Source organism: Bradyrhizobium sp. LB14.3, from assembly GCF_040547985.1.
Lineage (GTDB): Bacteria > Pseudomonadota > Alphaproteobacteria > Rhizobiales > Xanthobacteraceae > Bradyrhizobium.
Genome location: NZ_JBEPQT010000012.1, coordinates 65,187 through 79,741, shown reverse-complemented (window position 1 = coordinate 79,741; position 14,555 = coordinate 65,187). Strand labels below are relative to the sequence as shown.

Below are 14,555 nucleotides of genomic sequence, written 5' to 3'. Positions count from 1 at the left end.
CTATTCGCTCCGGCTCGCCAGCGCGTTCACGGCGGCGACCGTGATCGCGGAACCGCCGAGGCGGCCCTCGACCGCGAGCGCCGGCGCCGGCGGATCGGCCATCAGCGCAGCCTTGGATTCGGTGGCGCCGACGAAGCCCACGGGACAGCCGATGATCGCCGCTGGCCGGGGACAGTCGCGGTGCTCCAGCATGTTGAGCAGATGAAACAATGCGGTCGGCGCGTTGCCGATCGCCACGATCGCGCCATCGAGATGCGGGCGCCACAATTCGAGAGCCGCAGCCGAACGGGTGTTGCGCATGGATTGCGCGAGCGCGGGAACGGTCTCGTCGCCCAACGTGCAGATGACAGCATTGGCCGCGGGAAGCCGCGCGCGCGTAATTCCTTCGGAGACCATGCGCGCGTCGCACAGGATCGGTGCGCCCTTCTGCAGGGCCGCGCGCGCGGCTGTCGCCATGCCGGGCGTGAAGCGGATATGCGCCTCCAGGCCGACCATGCCGGCGGCATGGATCATCCGCACCACCACCTGTTCCTCGTCCGGCGAAAAGCGCGCAAGATCCGTCTCAGCCCGGATAGTGGCGAAGGATTGCCGATAGATCGCAGCGCCGTCGGTCTCGTAGAGATGCGGCATCAATGCCCTCCCATCAGAATGGAGGGATCTCTGACGATATCGTCGCGGCTCAGCCCCCGCAGGATGGGCTCATCGCGTGTCGACCCAGCGCGCACGAGATCGAAGCCTGCGCCGGTCGCGACCAGAGTGATGGCGGCCGCACCGGAATGGGCGCAGCCCTTGGCGCAACCAGAGACGTGGAGCCGTGCGGCCGCGCCGATGTTCGGAGCCAGGGCCGCGGCCAGACCGCGGGTATCGGCATGCGCCTCGCGACAGCGTGGCGCGCCGCTGCAGGCTATCACGCGTAGCGCAGGATCGTAGGCCTCGGTGATCAGGCCAGTCGCGTTCGGCATCACCCGCTTGCCTTCGCTCAAAACCATCCGCCACGGCGTCATGCGCAGCGCATGTCCGAAACCGGCGAACTGGTCGAGCGTCGCATGCGCCATCTGTCCGAAGGCGACGCCGACCATCGCACCTTGCGAATAGAGGCCTGGACGCGCCGCGGCCATGATCGGCGCCGGCTCGGCATCGCCGAGCAATGCCGCCGGCAGGGTCGCACCGGCCAGATGCGCCGCCATCCGCCCTCGCCCGCCCCTGGCGCCGCCTGAGATCACGAACCAGTTGGCGAGCGCGAGCGCGGTGGTCACGGCTTCGCCGCGCACGACGGAGCGGCCGAGTTTGTCGCCATCGGCCCGCACCAGCAGTCCGCCCGATCGATCGCGCTCCATTCGTACGTCCGCGGAATCGCCCGCAAGCACACGTGAGGTGCCGTCATCAATGGCGAAGCCGAACTTGGTTGGAAGTTCGAGCTTGCTGTCAGCGAGCGCCTCCTCAAGCTCGGCGGCGAGCGATTGTGTCGCGTCTCCGGCACGCCAGAACGGCGTCACAAGAATGTTGCGACGGGATTCGGTGTCAGCGTCGGGGTCGAGCAGCGCCAGTTCCGAAAGGCCGTCGAGCAGCAGCCTGTGGCTGGTGTCGCTGACGCCCCTGATCTGGAGATTGGCCCGACTGGTCACGTCGATCAGGCCGTTGCCATGGCGTTCGGCGAGACGGGCCAGTCCAGAGATTTGTGCAGCATCGAGCCGTCCGCCGAACGGACGTACACGAACCACGAGCCCGTCGCCCGATTGCATCGGGCGCAGCGCGCCGGGACACCAGCCCTTGACCACGGAAGCGCTCATGATGCCTCCCGCAGCGCAGCCGCGATCGAATTGCGGCGCGTTCGCCAGAGCGAGGCCTCATGCAGGCGCGTGAAACAGGTCTCCATCGCGGCCAGCGCTGCCGGATTTTCGCGGGCCATGAAGGCGCGGACGTCGTCGTGGCCAAGCGTCGCATCGTAGTAGAGGTCGAACAGATGCGGCGGCACCGCGCCGGCCAGATGCGCGAAGGCCGCCATGTGCTCGAGCGTTGCCGTGATCTCGGCCGCCCCGCGAAAACCGTGGCGCATCATGCCGGCGATCCAGGCCGGGTTGGCCGCGCGCGCGCGGACCACGCGCGAAATTTCCTCGGTCAGCGTACGCGCATGCGGTTGCTCGGGTCGCGTCGTGTCGAGATGATAGAGCGATGGTCCTGCCGCGCCGAGATGCGCTGCGGCCGCCGCAATGCCGGCTTCATGGGCGGCATAGTCGGCCGCGAGCAGAAGATCGGTTTCCGGCAAATCTTGCACGTGCACGAAAGCATCGGCGGATGCGAGCCGCGATTCGATGCCGGCGCGATCGGGCTTGATCGCGCCGTCCGCGGAGAATGCCCAGGACGATGCCGAGAGCCACGCTTCGCCGGCGGATTCGCGCGTCTCGGGCGTGAAGGCATTCGGAATGGCCGACAGGCCGACGCCGTATTGTCCGGGGCGCGGCGCGAACACGCGCGACGTGCGATGGCGATACGGATTTTCATCGCCCTCGTCCTCGCGGGTCGCCAGCGCCTCGGAGGCGGCTTCGAACAATTGCGCGAGGCCGGCGAAGACATCGCGAAACAGGCCCGAGACACGCAGCGTGACGTCGATGCGGGGGCGGCCAAGCTCGGCCGGCGCGATGATGTCGTAGCCGGTCACACGGCCGGAGGCGTGATCCCAGCGCGGCGCAAGACCGGCCAGATGCAGCGCCATCGCAAACTCTTCGCCCGCAGTACGCATCGTCGCCGAGCCCCAGAGATCGACGACAAGGCCCTTCGGCCAGTCGCCGTGATCCTGCAGATGACGACGTAGCAATTCTTCCGCGAGCTTGATGCCTTGGGCATGCGCCGACGGCGTCGGCACCGCGCGCGGATCGACAGCAAAGAGATTGCGTCCGGTGGGCAGCACGTCCTGGCGCCCGCGATAGGGCGAACCTGACGGCCCCGGCGCGACACGCTGTCCTGCAAGCACGGCCCGCAGAGCGTCTCGTTCCGCGTCGCCGCAGGGTCCGCGGCCGAACACGTGCAGGCCGTCGCCGAACTGGCTTTCCTTGAGATCGCAGACGAAGCGGTCGATCCGCGGGATCGCTTCGGCCGGTGCGGCCGCAGCATCGAGGCCAAGATCGTCTTCGAGGCCAGCCGCGCGTGCCTCGTCACGGATCGCGGCGATCAAGCGTTGGCGGCGGGCGGGATCGAGGCCATCGGCAGTCGAATATTCATCGAGAAGCTGTTCGAGCCTGCGCAACCCGTCCGGCACCGCTGATGCTGCCAGTGGTGGCGGCAGATGGCCGATGGTGACGGCGCCGATGCGCCGTTTGGCCTGCGCGGCTTCGCCGGGATCGTTGACGATGAAGGGATAGATAACGGGCAAATCGCCGGTCAGGGCTTCCGGCCAGCACGTCTGCGACAGCGCCACTGATTTTCCGGGCAGCCATTCCAGCGTGCCATGCGCGCCCATGTGCACGACGGCATCACAGCCCTGCCCCCGCAGCCAGAGATAGAACGCGACATAGGCGTGGCGCGGCGTGCGGGCGAGATCGTGATAGTCGGAATCGCGCGTGGTCGCATCGCCACGCTCCGGCTGAACCGCGATGATCGATTGGCCGCACGCGATGGCCGCGAAATGAAACGCGCCGTCGCGGCAGCTTGGATCATCCTCCGGCGCGCCCCAGGCTTGCGCGAGATCATCCTGCAAGACTTGCGGAAGGCGCGAGAGCGCCGCGCGGTAATCGGCAATGCTCCAGCTCAAGGTCTGCTTGAGCAGCGTTTCGCCGAGTCCATGGACCGGCGCGACATCGAAGCCGGCCTCCGCGAGGTCGGACAGCAACGCTTCGACGGAAGCAAGCGCATCGAGACCGACCGCATGCGCGATCTGGTGCGGACGACCCGGATAGTTCGAGAGCACGAGCGCCAACCGCTTGCCGGCAGCCGGCTTCTCGGCAAGGCGCCGCCAGGCTGCAACATGCGCGGCGACGGCGTTCACGCGCTCTTCATCCGCGCGATGCGCAAGATGCGAGAATTGCAGATCGGGATCGCGCATCGCGGCCGATTTGAAGCTCACCACACCCGCGAACAGACGGCCGTCGACCTCGGGCAGCACAACATGCATCGCGAGATCGCCGGGCGACAGACCACGCAGCGACTCGGTCCAGTCCTCCCGCCGCACCGATGAGAGCGCGACCTGGAACACCGGACAGGATGCAGCATCGAACGGCGTCGTGCCGTCCTCGCCCATCGCCGAGAACGCCGTCGCATTGACGATCGCAGCCGGAGGGTTCTTCGCGAAATACGTCCCAAGCCAATCCGCAACGCCTGCAGCCTTCAGCGAGGTGACGAATACGCCATGCGCATCAAATCCCTTCTCGCGCAGCGCGGCAATCAGGGCATCGACCGGGGCGGTGTCCGCGGCGGTGAGATAGGAGCGATAGAACGTCACCAGCGCGCGCGGCTTCCCCTCGGAGGCCGACGGCGCCCCAATGACGCCCCGCCCGGGGTCGTAAAAACCCATCTCGGGAACGTTCATCTCGCCGATAACCGGCCCGGCATAGAGACCGGAGGCCAGCGCGAGCTGCGCGATCGCCGCTTGCGCCGCGACGGGGCCGCCGGTGTCGCAGAGCACCTTGAGCCGCCGCAGCGTCGAGACCGGCAAGGTCGAATATGCGTCCAGCCGCGTGTCGTCGCGGCCGTCGGCCGGCAGCACGGCCAGGACGATGCCGCGATCCTTCGCCAGTTGCTGCAGAGCCGCGAGCCCATACGCCCAATAGGACTCACCGCCGATCAGACGCACCAGAATGCCGCGCGCCCGCGACAACGTACGCTCGATATAGGTGTCGACCGAAAGCGGATGACGGAGCTCTGCGAGATTGACGAGCCGCAGCGACGGCAGAGTGTCGCGGCCGCGGCGCCAGCCGGCCGCGAACGCCGCAAGATCCGAATCCGAATACGAGAGCACCACGAGATCGGCCGGATCCTGGCCGATGTCCCTTGGCGTCGCGGTCTCCTCGAGACCGCGGCTCTCGCGGAAGACGACGTGCATCAGATACCGAGTCCCGCCTTGATCGCGGCTTCATCAATATTTCCGTGCTCGCCGATCACGACGAGCTTTGACTGCCTGTGACCAGCGCCCCAGGGCTTGTCGAACTGGTGGCGCACGCGTTCACCGACTGCTTGCAGCAGCAAGCGCATCGGCTTGCCCGCAACCGCGATGTAACCCTTGGCGCGCAGCACGTTTTGCTCGCGCGCGAGACGCTGGACCGACGCGACCAGCGCATCGACATCGGCGACTTCAGGAAGATCGATCACGACCGAAGCAAAATCATCGTGCTCGTGCTCTTCCTCGCCGTCATGATGCGAGGGGCGCGCAGCAAGATCATTCTCGGCGGCAGCGCCGAGACCGAGGATGAGGCGCGCGTCGATCGCGCCATCGGTCACCGGCAACATCGGCACGCGGCGCGGCATCTCGGCGGTGATCGCCGCCTTGGCCGCTTCGAGGCCTGCCGCGCCCGCAAGATCCGCCTTGGTCAGCAGCACGATGTCCGCGCAGGCGATCTGGTCCTCGAACACCTCCGACAGCGGCGTCTCGTGATCGAGATTTTTGTCCGCCGCGCGCTGCGCTTCGACAGCAATCGGGTCGGGCGCGAAGCGACCAGCGGCGACAGCTTCGGCATCGGCCAGCGCGATTACGCCGTCGACCGTGATGCGCGAACGGATCTCCGGCCAGTCAAATGCCTTCAGCAACGGCTTTGGCAGCGCCAGGCCCGAGGTTTCGATCAGGATGTGATCGGGCCTTACCGGCCGCGACAGCAACTTCTCCATGGTCGGAATGAAATCGTCGGCAACGGTGCAGCAGATGCAGCCATTGGCGAGCTCGATGATGTTCTCTTCCGGACAATTGGCGTCGGCACAGGATTTCAGGATCTCGCCGTCAACGCCCTGGCTGCCGAACTCGTTGACGAGCACCGCAAGCTTCTTGCCGTTGGCGTTGGCGAGCAGATGCTGGATCAGCGTCGTCTTGCCGGAGCCGAGAAATCCCGTGACCACCGTGACCGGGACTTTTGCGAGCGAATTCATTCGGCGGCCTCCGGCACGACGGCCATGGGGGGAATGCGGGCAAGCGATTGCTTGCGGAAGATCTCGGGACGGCTGCGCCAGGGCACGAGGCCGTCGGGCGCGGCGGCATAGGCGGCGGCGCCCGCGACCACGTCGGGCGCATTCGCATCCGACAGGCGACCATAGACATAAGACCAGCGGCCGGGCGCGCTGAGCGCGACCGAGCAGCCTTGGCTGCATGCAGACAGGCATTCGACCGGAACTACATTGACGCCGTCGGGCACGCCGGCATCGAGGATCGCACCATGCAGGCGCTTGCCGGGTGTCGCCTCGCCTTCGCCGAGCGTCTCCCCGGCACGGCAGGTGATGCAGACGTGAAGTGTGACGGTCATCGCCTCTTCCAGAATAAACGGCGGGAAGCGAAGAGGCGCACGAACCATTCTTGCGAAGGCCCGCTTCCCCGTCGCGGAACACCCCGTCCGCCGGTCCAAAATCGTCCGCGCTGGCAGGTCTCCCGGCTTCCGGAGCAGGGTTTCCCCTTCGATCCCCGCCTTCCCGATCCCCAAGGGGGGTCAGTGGCTTCGGGCATCTCTCCGGTCACGGTCGCGGGGGCGGCTGCATTTTGGAACCAAATCTTGCCGATTCGGACCCTATCGCATTCCCTCTTCGCCTGTCGTAGGACAGGAACCAACGCCGGGCCACCATTTGCCCCCGGCCGCCTCTTGTCAAGCCGAAGGACCCCGTCCGATGACGCCCGAACCGGATACCCAAACGGTCGACGAGACCGATGCCCGCCACGCCTCGAAAATGGCGAAGAAGAAGGTCGCCCGCGACAAGATCATGGCGACCAAGAGCGGTGAAAAGGGCCTCATCATCGTCCACACCGGCGCCGGCAAGGGCAAGTCCTCCTCCGCCTTCGGCATGATCGTCCGCTGCGTCGCCCATGGCTTCCCCTGCGCGGTCGTGCAATTCATCAAGGGCGCCTGGGACACCGGCGAGCGTCGCATGCTCACCGGCCATTTCGGCGACCTCTGCCAGTTCCACGCCATGGGCGAAGGCTTCACCTGGGAGACGCAGGACCGCGCCCGCGACATCGCCGCAGCGCGCGCCGGCTGGGAGAAGGCCAAGGAGCTGATTCTCGACCACAACCTGCGCATGGTCGTGCTCGACGAGATCAACATCGCGCTGCGCTACGACTATCTCGACATCGCCGAGGTCGTCGATTTTCTGGCTACGCAGAAGCCGCCGATGACGCATGTCGTGCTCACGGGACGCAACGCCAAGGACGAGCTGATCGAGATCGCCGACCTCGTCACCGAGATGACGCTGGTCAAGCATCCCTTCCGCTCCGGCATCAAGGCGCAAGCCGGCGTCGAGTTCTGAGAAACTCGCGATGGCGCGCGCATTGATGATCCAGGGGGCCGGCTCGGACGTGGGCAAGTCGCTCATCGTCGCCGGCCTCGCGCGCGCCTTCACGCGACGCGGCCTGCGCGTGCTCCCGTTCAAGCCGCAGAACATGTCGAACAATGCGGCCGTGACCGTCGACGGCGGCGAGATCGGCCGCGCCCAGGCGCTCCAGGCGCTCGCCGCCGGCGTCGAGCCGCACACCGACATGAACCCGGTGCTGCTGAAGCCCGAGACCGATGTCGGCGCGCAGGTGATCGTGCAGGGGAAACGCATCGCGACCGCGCGCGCGCGTGAATATGCGGCGATGAAGCCGTCATTGATGGGCGCCGTGCTGGAGAGCTTTGGGCGGCTGAAGGTGCGCGCCGATCTCGTGCTGGTCGAAGGCGCCGGCAGTCCGGCCGAGCTGAACTTACGCGAGGCCGACATCGCCAATATGGGTTTTGCACGCAAGGCCGACGTGCCGGTCGTGCTGGTTGGCGACATCGACCGCGGCGGCGTCATCGCGCAACTCGTCGGCATCAAGACGGTGATCGACCCGGACGATGCCGCGATGATCCAGGGTTTTGTCATCAACAAGTTCCGCGGCGATCCCACGCTGTTCGATGACGGCTACAAGCTGATCGAAGAAAAGACCACATGGCGCGGCTTTGGCGTGCTGCCCTGGTTCACGCGCGCCGGCGAGCTGCCGGCGGAGGACGCGTTGGGCCTGAGCGATGCGCGCAAGCCGGGGCAATGCAAGATCGCATGTCTCGTGCTGTCGCGGATCGCCAATTTCGACGATCTCGATCCGCTAAAACTCGAACCTGGCGTCGATCTCTTGATGGTGCGGCCGGGCGAAGCCATCCCCGGCGACGTGAGGCTCGTCATCATTCCCGGCTCGAAATCCACCCGCGGCGACCTTGCCTTCCTGCGCGCGCAGGGCTGGGACATTGATCTCCTGGCGCATTACCGCAGAGGCGGCCATGTGCTCGGCCTCTGCGGCGGCTATCAGATGCTCGGAAACAGCGTCACTGACCCCGGTGGGATCGAGGGCCCTGCGGGCGACACCCCAGGTCTCGGACTTCTGGACGTGACAACGGTGATGAGCCCGCAGAAGACGCTGACCCGCGTCGCGGCCGTGCACGCCGCCACGGATCAGCCGATCGAGGCCTACGAAATCCACATCGGCCGCACCGACGGACCCGACCGCGCGTGCCCATTCGCAAAGCTGAACGGCGAACCGGAAGGCGCGATCTCGCGCGACGGACGCGTGCAGGGCAGCTATCTGCACGGCCTTTTCAGGTCGGATGATTTCCGCAAGGCGTTTTTGGCAAAGCTAGACATTCCCGCAGGCGACGAGCCGTATCACGCCAGGGTCGAGAGTGCGCTCGATGCCCTCGCCGATCACATCGAGCAACATCTCGACGTCGACGGCCTGCTCGCGCTAGCGCGCTAGAGCCTCGGCCAGGCGCGTCCATTCGGATTCGCTGCCCGGAAGCCCGAGGCGCAGCCATGTCGGCTCTCGCGCGAACACGCGCGACCAGATACGGCGACGCGCCAGCCTCTCCTGCGCGGCGAGCGCGTCGGGTGTCTCGTAGAGACGAAACAGTGGCGTCCCGCCAACGAGCGTCCAGCCTTGCGACTGCACCATGGCGTCGAGGCGAACGCAGTCTCGCGCGAGCCGCGCGGATGTGGCTTCCGCCCAGGCATCGTCACGCAGAGCGCGGCAGCCAATCGCGATCGCCGCTCCCGAGACCGGCCACGGCCCCGACATCGACGCGAGCCTGGCAATATCGGACTCATTGCCGAGCGCGAAGCCGAGCCGCAGGCCGGCAAGGCCATAGAACTTTCCGAAGGAGCGCAGGATCAGCAGCCCCGGCCGATCTGCTTCCGGCGCGAGCGACAGTTGCGGGTCCATATCGGCAAAACTCTCGTCGATGGCGAGACGGCCGACGCGCGGCAGCAGCTCCAGCAAATCCTTTGACGGATGGCACCGGCCGTCGGGATTATTGGGATTGACGACAATGGCGAGGTCCGCGCCGGCCAGCGCCTCGAGTGCGCTGACCTCTTCCACCTCCCAGCCCGCAGCCGAGAGGACCCCGGCATATTCGTTGTACGTCGGCGCGAGGATGCGCGCGCAGCCGGGTCGTGCGAATTGCGGCAGCAGTTGAATTGCGGCCTGTGCGCCGCCAAGCGCAACGACCGCCGCGCGGCTGCGGTAAGCGTGCCGCGCCGCCTGATGCAGCGCCTCGATCTCGGATCGCGACGGTAAGGCATTCCATGCGCGCGAGCTCACCTCGCCCACGGGATAAGGCAGGCGGTTGATCCCCGTCGACAGATCGATCCAGTCCTCGGCGCGACCGCCGAAACGCTGCTGGGCCAGATCGAGATTTCCACCGTGCTCGCGCATGCGCTGTTCTTTCACGCGAAGACTAGGATCGCAAGGATTCCGGCGAGCAGCAGCATGGCGCGGCGGTAAACCATCAGCCCCGCGCCGATGTCGGCGGCGAGCGGATCGCGCGCACCTTCATTCAGCCATGGCTCGTTCGTGGTGCTGCCGTGATAGATGCGCGGACCGCTGAGCCGCACACCAAGCGCGCCGGCCATGGCCGCTTCCGGCCAGCCGGCATTCGGCGAGCGATGACGGCGTGCATCCCGCATCATGCAAGACAACGCCTCGGATCGCTGTGGCGCAAGCAGCACGAACAGAAATCCGGTCAGCCGCGCCGGAATGAAATTGGCGACATCGTCGATGCGCGCCGCCGCCCAGCCGAAGGCTTCGTGCCGTTCGTTGCGATGACCGATCATGGAGTCCAGTGTGTTGATCGCCTTGTAGCCCAAGATGCCGGGCAGACCGAACAGCGCGCCCCAGAACACGGGTGCGACAATGCCGTCGGATGCATTCTCGGCGAGGCTCTCGATCGCCGCGCGCGCGATGCCGCCCTCGTCGAGCGTCAGGGGATCGCGGCCAACGATGCGCGAGACCGCGTCGCGTGCGGCGGCGATATCACCGGCCCGCATGGGATTTGCGACGGCAGCAACGTGGTCGAGCAAGGAGCGCAAGGCGACCAGCGGCCAGGCCAGGACGCCGACCAGCACGACCTGGATCCAGCCCAAGGGCAGCAAGGACTGAAGCGCCCAACCGAGCGCGACGGCGAGCGCGATCACGACGAGTGCGCCGGCAACGCCCGCGGCCCGGCGAAGCGCCGGCGGATCGGACGCGCGATTCCAGGCGCTGTCGATGGCAGAGATCAGCCGGCCCAGCCAAGTGACGGGATGGCCGATCCGCGCGAACAACCACGACGGCCAGCCCAACAGGGCATCCACCGCCATCGCCACGACCATCGCACCGGCAAAACCCACGCACGCCTCCTGTCCCGCCCCTGTTGCGCAAACCCCGGCCGGAGCGCAAGCCCCCGGCTGGCGGATTTCGGCTTTGTCTTTGCCCAAGTTTGGTGATTAGTGCTGGCCGACAGGAGACTTTATGGCCGTCATTTTGATCACCGGCGGAGCACGGTCGGGCAAGAGCAAGCGTGCGGAAATGCGCACGCGCGCCTTTCCCGGGCAGCCGGTCTATGTCGCAACGGCCCAGGCTCTCGATGCGGAAATGGAGGCGCGCATCGCCAAGCATCGCGCGCGCCGCGGAACCGACTGGATGGAACGCGAAGTGCCGCTCGATCTCGTGCCCGCGCTCGTCGCAACCGACGGCGGCGGCGCAAGGCTGGTCGATTGCCTGACGCTGTGGCTCTCCAACCTCATGCACGCGGGACGCGACTGGGAGCGGGAGATGACAGAGCTTGCCGGCTCCTTGCCCCGCCTGAAGAGCCCCGTCGTCTTCGTCACCAATGAAGTCGGCCTTGGTATCGTGCCCGACAACGCGTTGGCGCGCAGCTTTCACGATGCCGCCGGGATCATGAACCAGACCATCGCGGCGGTGGCCGACGAGGTCGAGTTCGTTGTCGCCGGCCTGCCGATGAAACTGAAATGACGCCGCGCGCCGAGCTTCTGCGGGACATCATCGCCGATCTCAGGATCGCGGCGTCCTTTGTCACGATCCTGCCGGTGGCATCGTCGAAGCCAGCGGGCGACGGGGCCATCGCGCGCGCGACCTGGGCGCTTCCCGTTGCGGGGCTGGCCGTCGGGCTTACCGGCGCTATGGTTTATGCGATCGCCAGCCGGTTCGGCCTGACACCGCACCTTGCCGCCCTGCTCGCGCTGGCCGCGACCGCCCTCATCACCGGCGCGCTGCATGAGGACGGCCTTGCCGATACTGCCGACGGGCTCGGCGGCGGCCGCACGCGCGAGCGCAAGCTCGAGATCATGCGCGACAGCCGGATCGGCACCTATGGCGTCTGCGCGCTGATCCTGTCGTTCGGCCTGCGCTGGAGCGCGCTCGCGGCGATCGCCAATCCGTGGGCCGTCATGCTCGCAATGTGCGCTGCGCACATCGCGGCCCGCGCGGGCGTGCCGGCCTTCATGTCGCAGGTCGCGCCTGCGCGACCTGACGGCTTGTCGGCAAGTGCGGGATCTCCGCCGGGCCGCAGCGTCGCCATCGCCATCGCTGTTGGAACGCTCGCGCTCGCCCTTACGCTCGGACCGGGCAAGGCGCTCGTCAGCCTGATCCTGCTCTCCCTCGCCGGCCTGATGCTGGCGCGACTTGCCATCCGCCAGATCGGCGGGCAAACCGGCGACATCCTCGGAGCGTTCGAGCAGAGCGGCGAAATCCTCATTCTACTGGTGGCGGCATCCTTCCGGATGGGAGGCTGATCATATGGTCGAGTTCGACGGCACCTTCCGTCAGCACTTGCGCGAACTATTCGTGTGGCGCCGCGACGTGCGCCGCTTCCGCAGCGATCCTTTGCAGGACGGCGCCATCGATCGCCTGATCGAGACGGCCTGTCTCTCACCCTCGGTCGGCCTCAGCCAGCCCTGGCGCTTCGTCATCGTCGATGACGCCGCACGGCGCCGAGCCGTGATCGACGACTTCAAAGCGTGCAACGCCGCCGCGCTGAATGCCTACGCCGGTGAGCGCGCAGCGCGCTATGCCACGCTGAAACTGTCGGGTCTCGAACAGGCCCCCGGCCACCTCGCCGTGTTCGCCGACAAGGCAAGCGACATCGGTCACGGCCTCGGCCGCGCAACGATGCCGGAGACGACGGAATATTCCGTGGTTGCGGCAATCACCGCGATGTGGCTCGCCGCGCGCGCCGAAGGCATCGGGCTTGGCTGGGTATCGATCCTCAATCCGGATCGCATCCACGCCATTCTCGACGTGCCTGATACCTGGAAGTTCATCGCCTATCTCTGCATCGGCTATCCCGAACTCGAATGCGACCAGCCCGAGCTGGAGCAGGCGAAATGGGAGCAGCGCCGCGGCGCGGAAGAATTCACGCTGCGGCGTTAAGCGCGTCCCATACGCCCTACGACTTGCTCCTGCCGGCAATTGCCGCCACCGGCGCGGGATTTTCCGGCTTCTGGAACATCAACAACGGCCGGAGAATGACGCGGCCATAGGCCTCGTAGTGGTTCTGGGTCGAGACGGCCATCTTCAGCGGGGTCGCGTAATTGGCCTCGAACGTCAGGAACGACGCATAGGTCCAGGAAAAGCCGACGCCGACCGAACCCAGCTCGGTGATGCCGGGAAATGTCGAATATACCGCGCCCCAGTCGGTGAAGATGTAGGTGTCAAATCCCCTGAGCCATGACGACCAATTGTAGTGCAGCTCGGCGTTGAAGTAATAGCCGCTGTCACCGGACGCCGAGTTGGAGGGATAACCGCGCACGGTGGTGGGGCCACCGATCGAAAAAATCTGGTCGCCCGGCAGCAGCTTCTCCTGCGTGTATTGCCAGCTCGCCAGCACATTGGTGCTGAAATTCGCCGGGCCTGCGGCGCTGGTCGCGATCAACGAGCCGGTATAGGTGTTGAACGCGCGGTTGTTGCCAAGCACATGGTCTTGCCACTCGATGTAGTTCACGGCCGGCGAGACAGTGATCGAATAGGTGTTGCCGGAATTGGTCACCGAGAGGCCCGCCGTGGCCTTGTCGTAATGATCCTGGGTCACGGCGACCGTGGCGAAGCGGCTGACCGTCTTGCCCTCGGTCTCCGCGGCGTTGAGCAGCACCAGCCAGTTCTGCGTCACCCAGACCGGTTGGCTGAAATTGACCGCGGCCTGGCTTGAGCGTCCGGTGACGTCGAGCGCGACGAACGGGCCCTGGATGATCTTGATCTTGCCTTCGGTGTAGCTGACACCGACGCGGCCACCCCAGGGATTGACCGGAACGCTGTAGGCGGCGTTGCCGTTGAGATTACCGTCGGAACGGACACCGTAGAAGGTCAGGCGGTCGTCGACGCCGAACAGACCGTGGCGCTTGTAGAAGGCCCCACCCTCCCAACGCCCGGTGTTTTCCGCGCCCTGATTGTCGGTGAAGAGCTGCAGGGTGTCGATCGGCGGCTCGATCACCGCGAACTGGAGATCGGTCAGGCCGAAGCTCGTGCCGGGCTGGAGCAGCGCCTTGATCTGCACGTCGTTGGTTCGGTTGAACCAGATCACATCGCGATTGAGTTGTGGAACGTCGAGGACCTCGCCTTCAGGCTCCTTCACGCGCTGAAGGATGTAGTCGGTGCGCGTCTGCTTGTTACCCTCGATGGTCGTCTTCTGGAGCCGGCCTTCGGTCAGCTTGACGCGGACGATGCCGCCCTTGGCATCCTGCTCGGGCAGCGTCGCTATGCCCGTGACGATGCCGCGCTCGGTGTAGATGGCATTGATGTCGGCGACGAGCTGCAACAGCGAGGCGATGTCGACGTTCTTGCCGACATACTTCTTCGCGATCTCGTCGAGCTCGGCCGGCGTGATGAACTTCGAGCCGTCGAACTCGACCTTGCGCAGGCGGAATTTGGGGCCGCCCGGCTTCAGGAGCTGGGACTTTTCCCGCTCACCGCCGATCACCGCCGGCCCGTTGAGCTTCGGCGGCGCGCTCTGCTGTTCGAGCTGCCGGCGCTGCCGGTCGACGTCGTTCTGGATCACGCCGGGATTGATCGAGGGCACCTGCGCGCGTGCGGGAGCGATGCAGCAAGCTGCCAGCCCAACCCCAAATGCTGCCCCCAGAATCCGCATTCCAAA

General features: G+C 66.4%; 13 protein-coding genes and 1 riboswitch. Of the genes, 5 read left to right on the top strand and 8 right to left on the bottom strand.

The genetic code is table 11. From position 1 onward, the window contains the following. From ABIB00_RS21955 to ABIB00_RS21935, 5 genes are read right to left on the bottom strand one after another with little or no spacing between them, the layout of a single operon-like run. On the bottom strand, nt 1-630 hold the full coding sequence (locus tag ABIB00_RS21955; RefSeq protein WP_247350166.1) for a precorrin-8X methylmutase: 630 nt from the start codon (nt 628-630) through the stop codon (nt 1-3). Beyond that, nucleotides 630-1,790: a precorrin-3B synthase gene (gene cobG, locus ABIB00_RS21950; protein ID WP_354105827.1), complete on the bottom strand. Its 1,161-nt coding sequence runs from the start codon at nt 1,788-1,790 to the stop codon at nt 630-632. The genes ABIB00_RS21955 and cobG overlap by 1 nt, the downstream gene beginning before the upstream one ends. Continuing rightward, the gene (gene cobN, locus ABIB00_RS21945) at nt 1,787-5,035 is read right to left on the bottom strand and encodes a cobaltochelatase subunit CobN (protein ID WP_354105826.1); all 3,249 of its coding nucleotides are present in this window, start codon (nt 5,033-5,035) and stop codon (nt 1,787-1,789) included. The genes cobG and cobN overlap by 4 nt, the downstream gene beginning before the upstream one ends. Further along, the gene (gene cobW, locus ABIB00_RS21940) at nt 5,035-6,069 is read right to left on the bottom strand and encodes a cobalamin biosynthesis protein CobW (RefSeq protein ID WP_354044233.1); all 1,035 of its coding nucleotides are present in this window, start codon (nt 6,067-6,069) and stop codon (nt 5,035-5,037) included. The genes cobN and cobW overlap by 1 nt, the downstream gene beginning before the upstream one ends. Continuing rightward, on the bottom strand, nt 6,066-6,440 hold the full coding sequence (locus ABIB00_RS21935) for a DUF1636 family protein (RefSeq protein WP_247350160.1): 375 nt from the start codon (nt 6,438-6,440) through the stop codon (nt 6,066-6,068). The genes cobW and ABIB00_RS21935 overlap by 4 nt, the downstream gene beginning before the upstream one ends. A 95-nt stretch (nt 6,441-6,535) precedes the next feature. Then, a riboswitch (cobalamin riboswitch) is annotated at nt 6,536-6,755 on the bottom strand. A 40-nt stretch (nt 6,756-6,795) separates the two neighbouring features. On the opposite strand from ABIB00_RS21935, the gene cobO reads away from it, so the two are divergent. Together cobO and ABIB00_RS21925 are read left to right on the top strand one after the other, a co-directional pair. Beyond that, nucleotides 6,796-7,431 carry a cob(I)yrinic acid a,c-diamide adenosyltransferase gene (gene cobO, locus ABIB00_RS21930; protein ID WP_354105825.1) on the top strand — a complete coding sequence of 212 codons (636 nt, stop codon included), beginning with the start codon at nt 6,796-6,798 and terminating at the stop codon, nt 7,429-7,431. 10 nt (nt 7,432-7,441) lie between these two features. Continuing rightward, on the top strand, nt 7,442-8,890 hold the full coding sequence (locus ABIB00_RS21925) for a cobyric acid synthase (protein ID WP_354105824.1): 1,449 nt from the start codon (nt 7,442-7,444) through the stop codon (nt 8,888-8,890). Here ABIB00_RS21925 and cobD read toward each other — a convergent pair. Together cobD and cbiB are read right to left on the bottom strand one after the other, a co-directional pair. Then, nucleotides 8,879-9,844 carry a threonine-phosphate decarboxylase CobD gene (gene cobD / locus ABIB00_RS21920; RefSeq protein ID WP_354105823.1) on the bottom strand — a complete coding sequence of 322 codons (966 nt, stop codon included), beginning with the start codon at nt 9,842-9,844 and terminating at the stop codon, nt 8,879-8,881. The genes ABIB00_RS21925 and cobD overlap by 12 nt on opposite strands. 11 nt (nt 9,845-9,855) lie before the next feature. Next, on the bottom strand, nt 9,856-10,797 hold the full coding sequence (gene cbiB, locus ABIB00_RS21915; protein WP_354105822.1) for an adenosylcobinamide-phosphate synthase CbiB: 942 nt from the start codon (nt 10,795-10,797) through the stop codon (nt 9,856-9,858). Nucleotides 10,798-10,918: 121 nt separating this feature from the next. Between cbiB and cobU the strand changes: the two genes are divergently transcribed. The 3 genes from cobU to bluB are packed head-to-tail and all read left to right on the top strand — an operon-like array spanning nt 10,919 to nt 12,838. Next, entirely contained in the window at nt 10,919-11,422 is a 504-nt protein-coding gene (gene cobU / locus ABIB00_RS21910) for a bifunctional adenosylcobinamide kinase/adenosylcobinamide-phosphate guanylyltransferase (RefSeq protein ID WP_354105821.1), read from the top strand. After that, entirely contained in the window at nt 11,419-12,201 is a 783-nt protein-coding gene (cobS, locus tag ABIB00_RS21905; protein WP_354105820.1) for an adenosylcobinamide-GDP ribazoletransferase, read from the top strand. Before cobU ends, cobS begins: the two co-directional genes overlap by 4 nt. A 4-nt stretch (nt 12,202-12,205) precedes the next feature. Then, nucleotides 12,206-12,838 carry a 5,6-dimethylbenzimidazole synthase gene (bluB, locus tag ABIB00_RS21900; protein WP_354105819.1) on the top strand — a complete coding sequence of 211 codons (633 nt, stop codon included), beginning with the start codon at nt 12,206-12,208 and terminating at the stop codon, nt 12,836-12,838. A 16-nt stretch (nt 12,839-12,854) separates the two neighbouring features. Here bluB and ABIB00_RS21895 read toward each other — a convergent pair whose 3' ends face one another. After that, complete coding sequence (locus ABIB00_RS21895; protein WP_354105818.1) at nt 12,855-14,549, bottom strand: ShlB/FhaC/HecB family hemolysin secretion/activation protein; 1,695 nt, start codon at nt 14,547-14,549, stop codon at nt 12,855-12,857. Between the last annotated feature and the right edge of the window lie 6 nt (nt 14,550-14,555).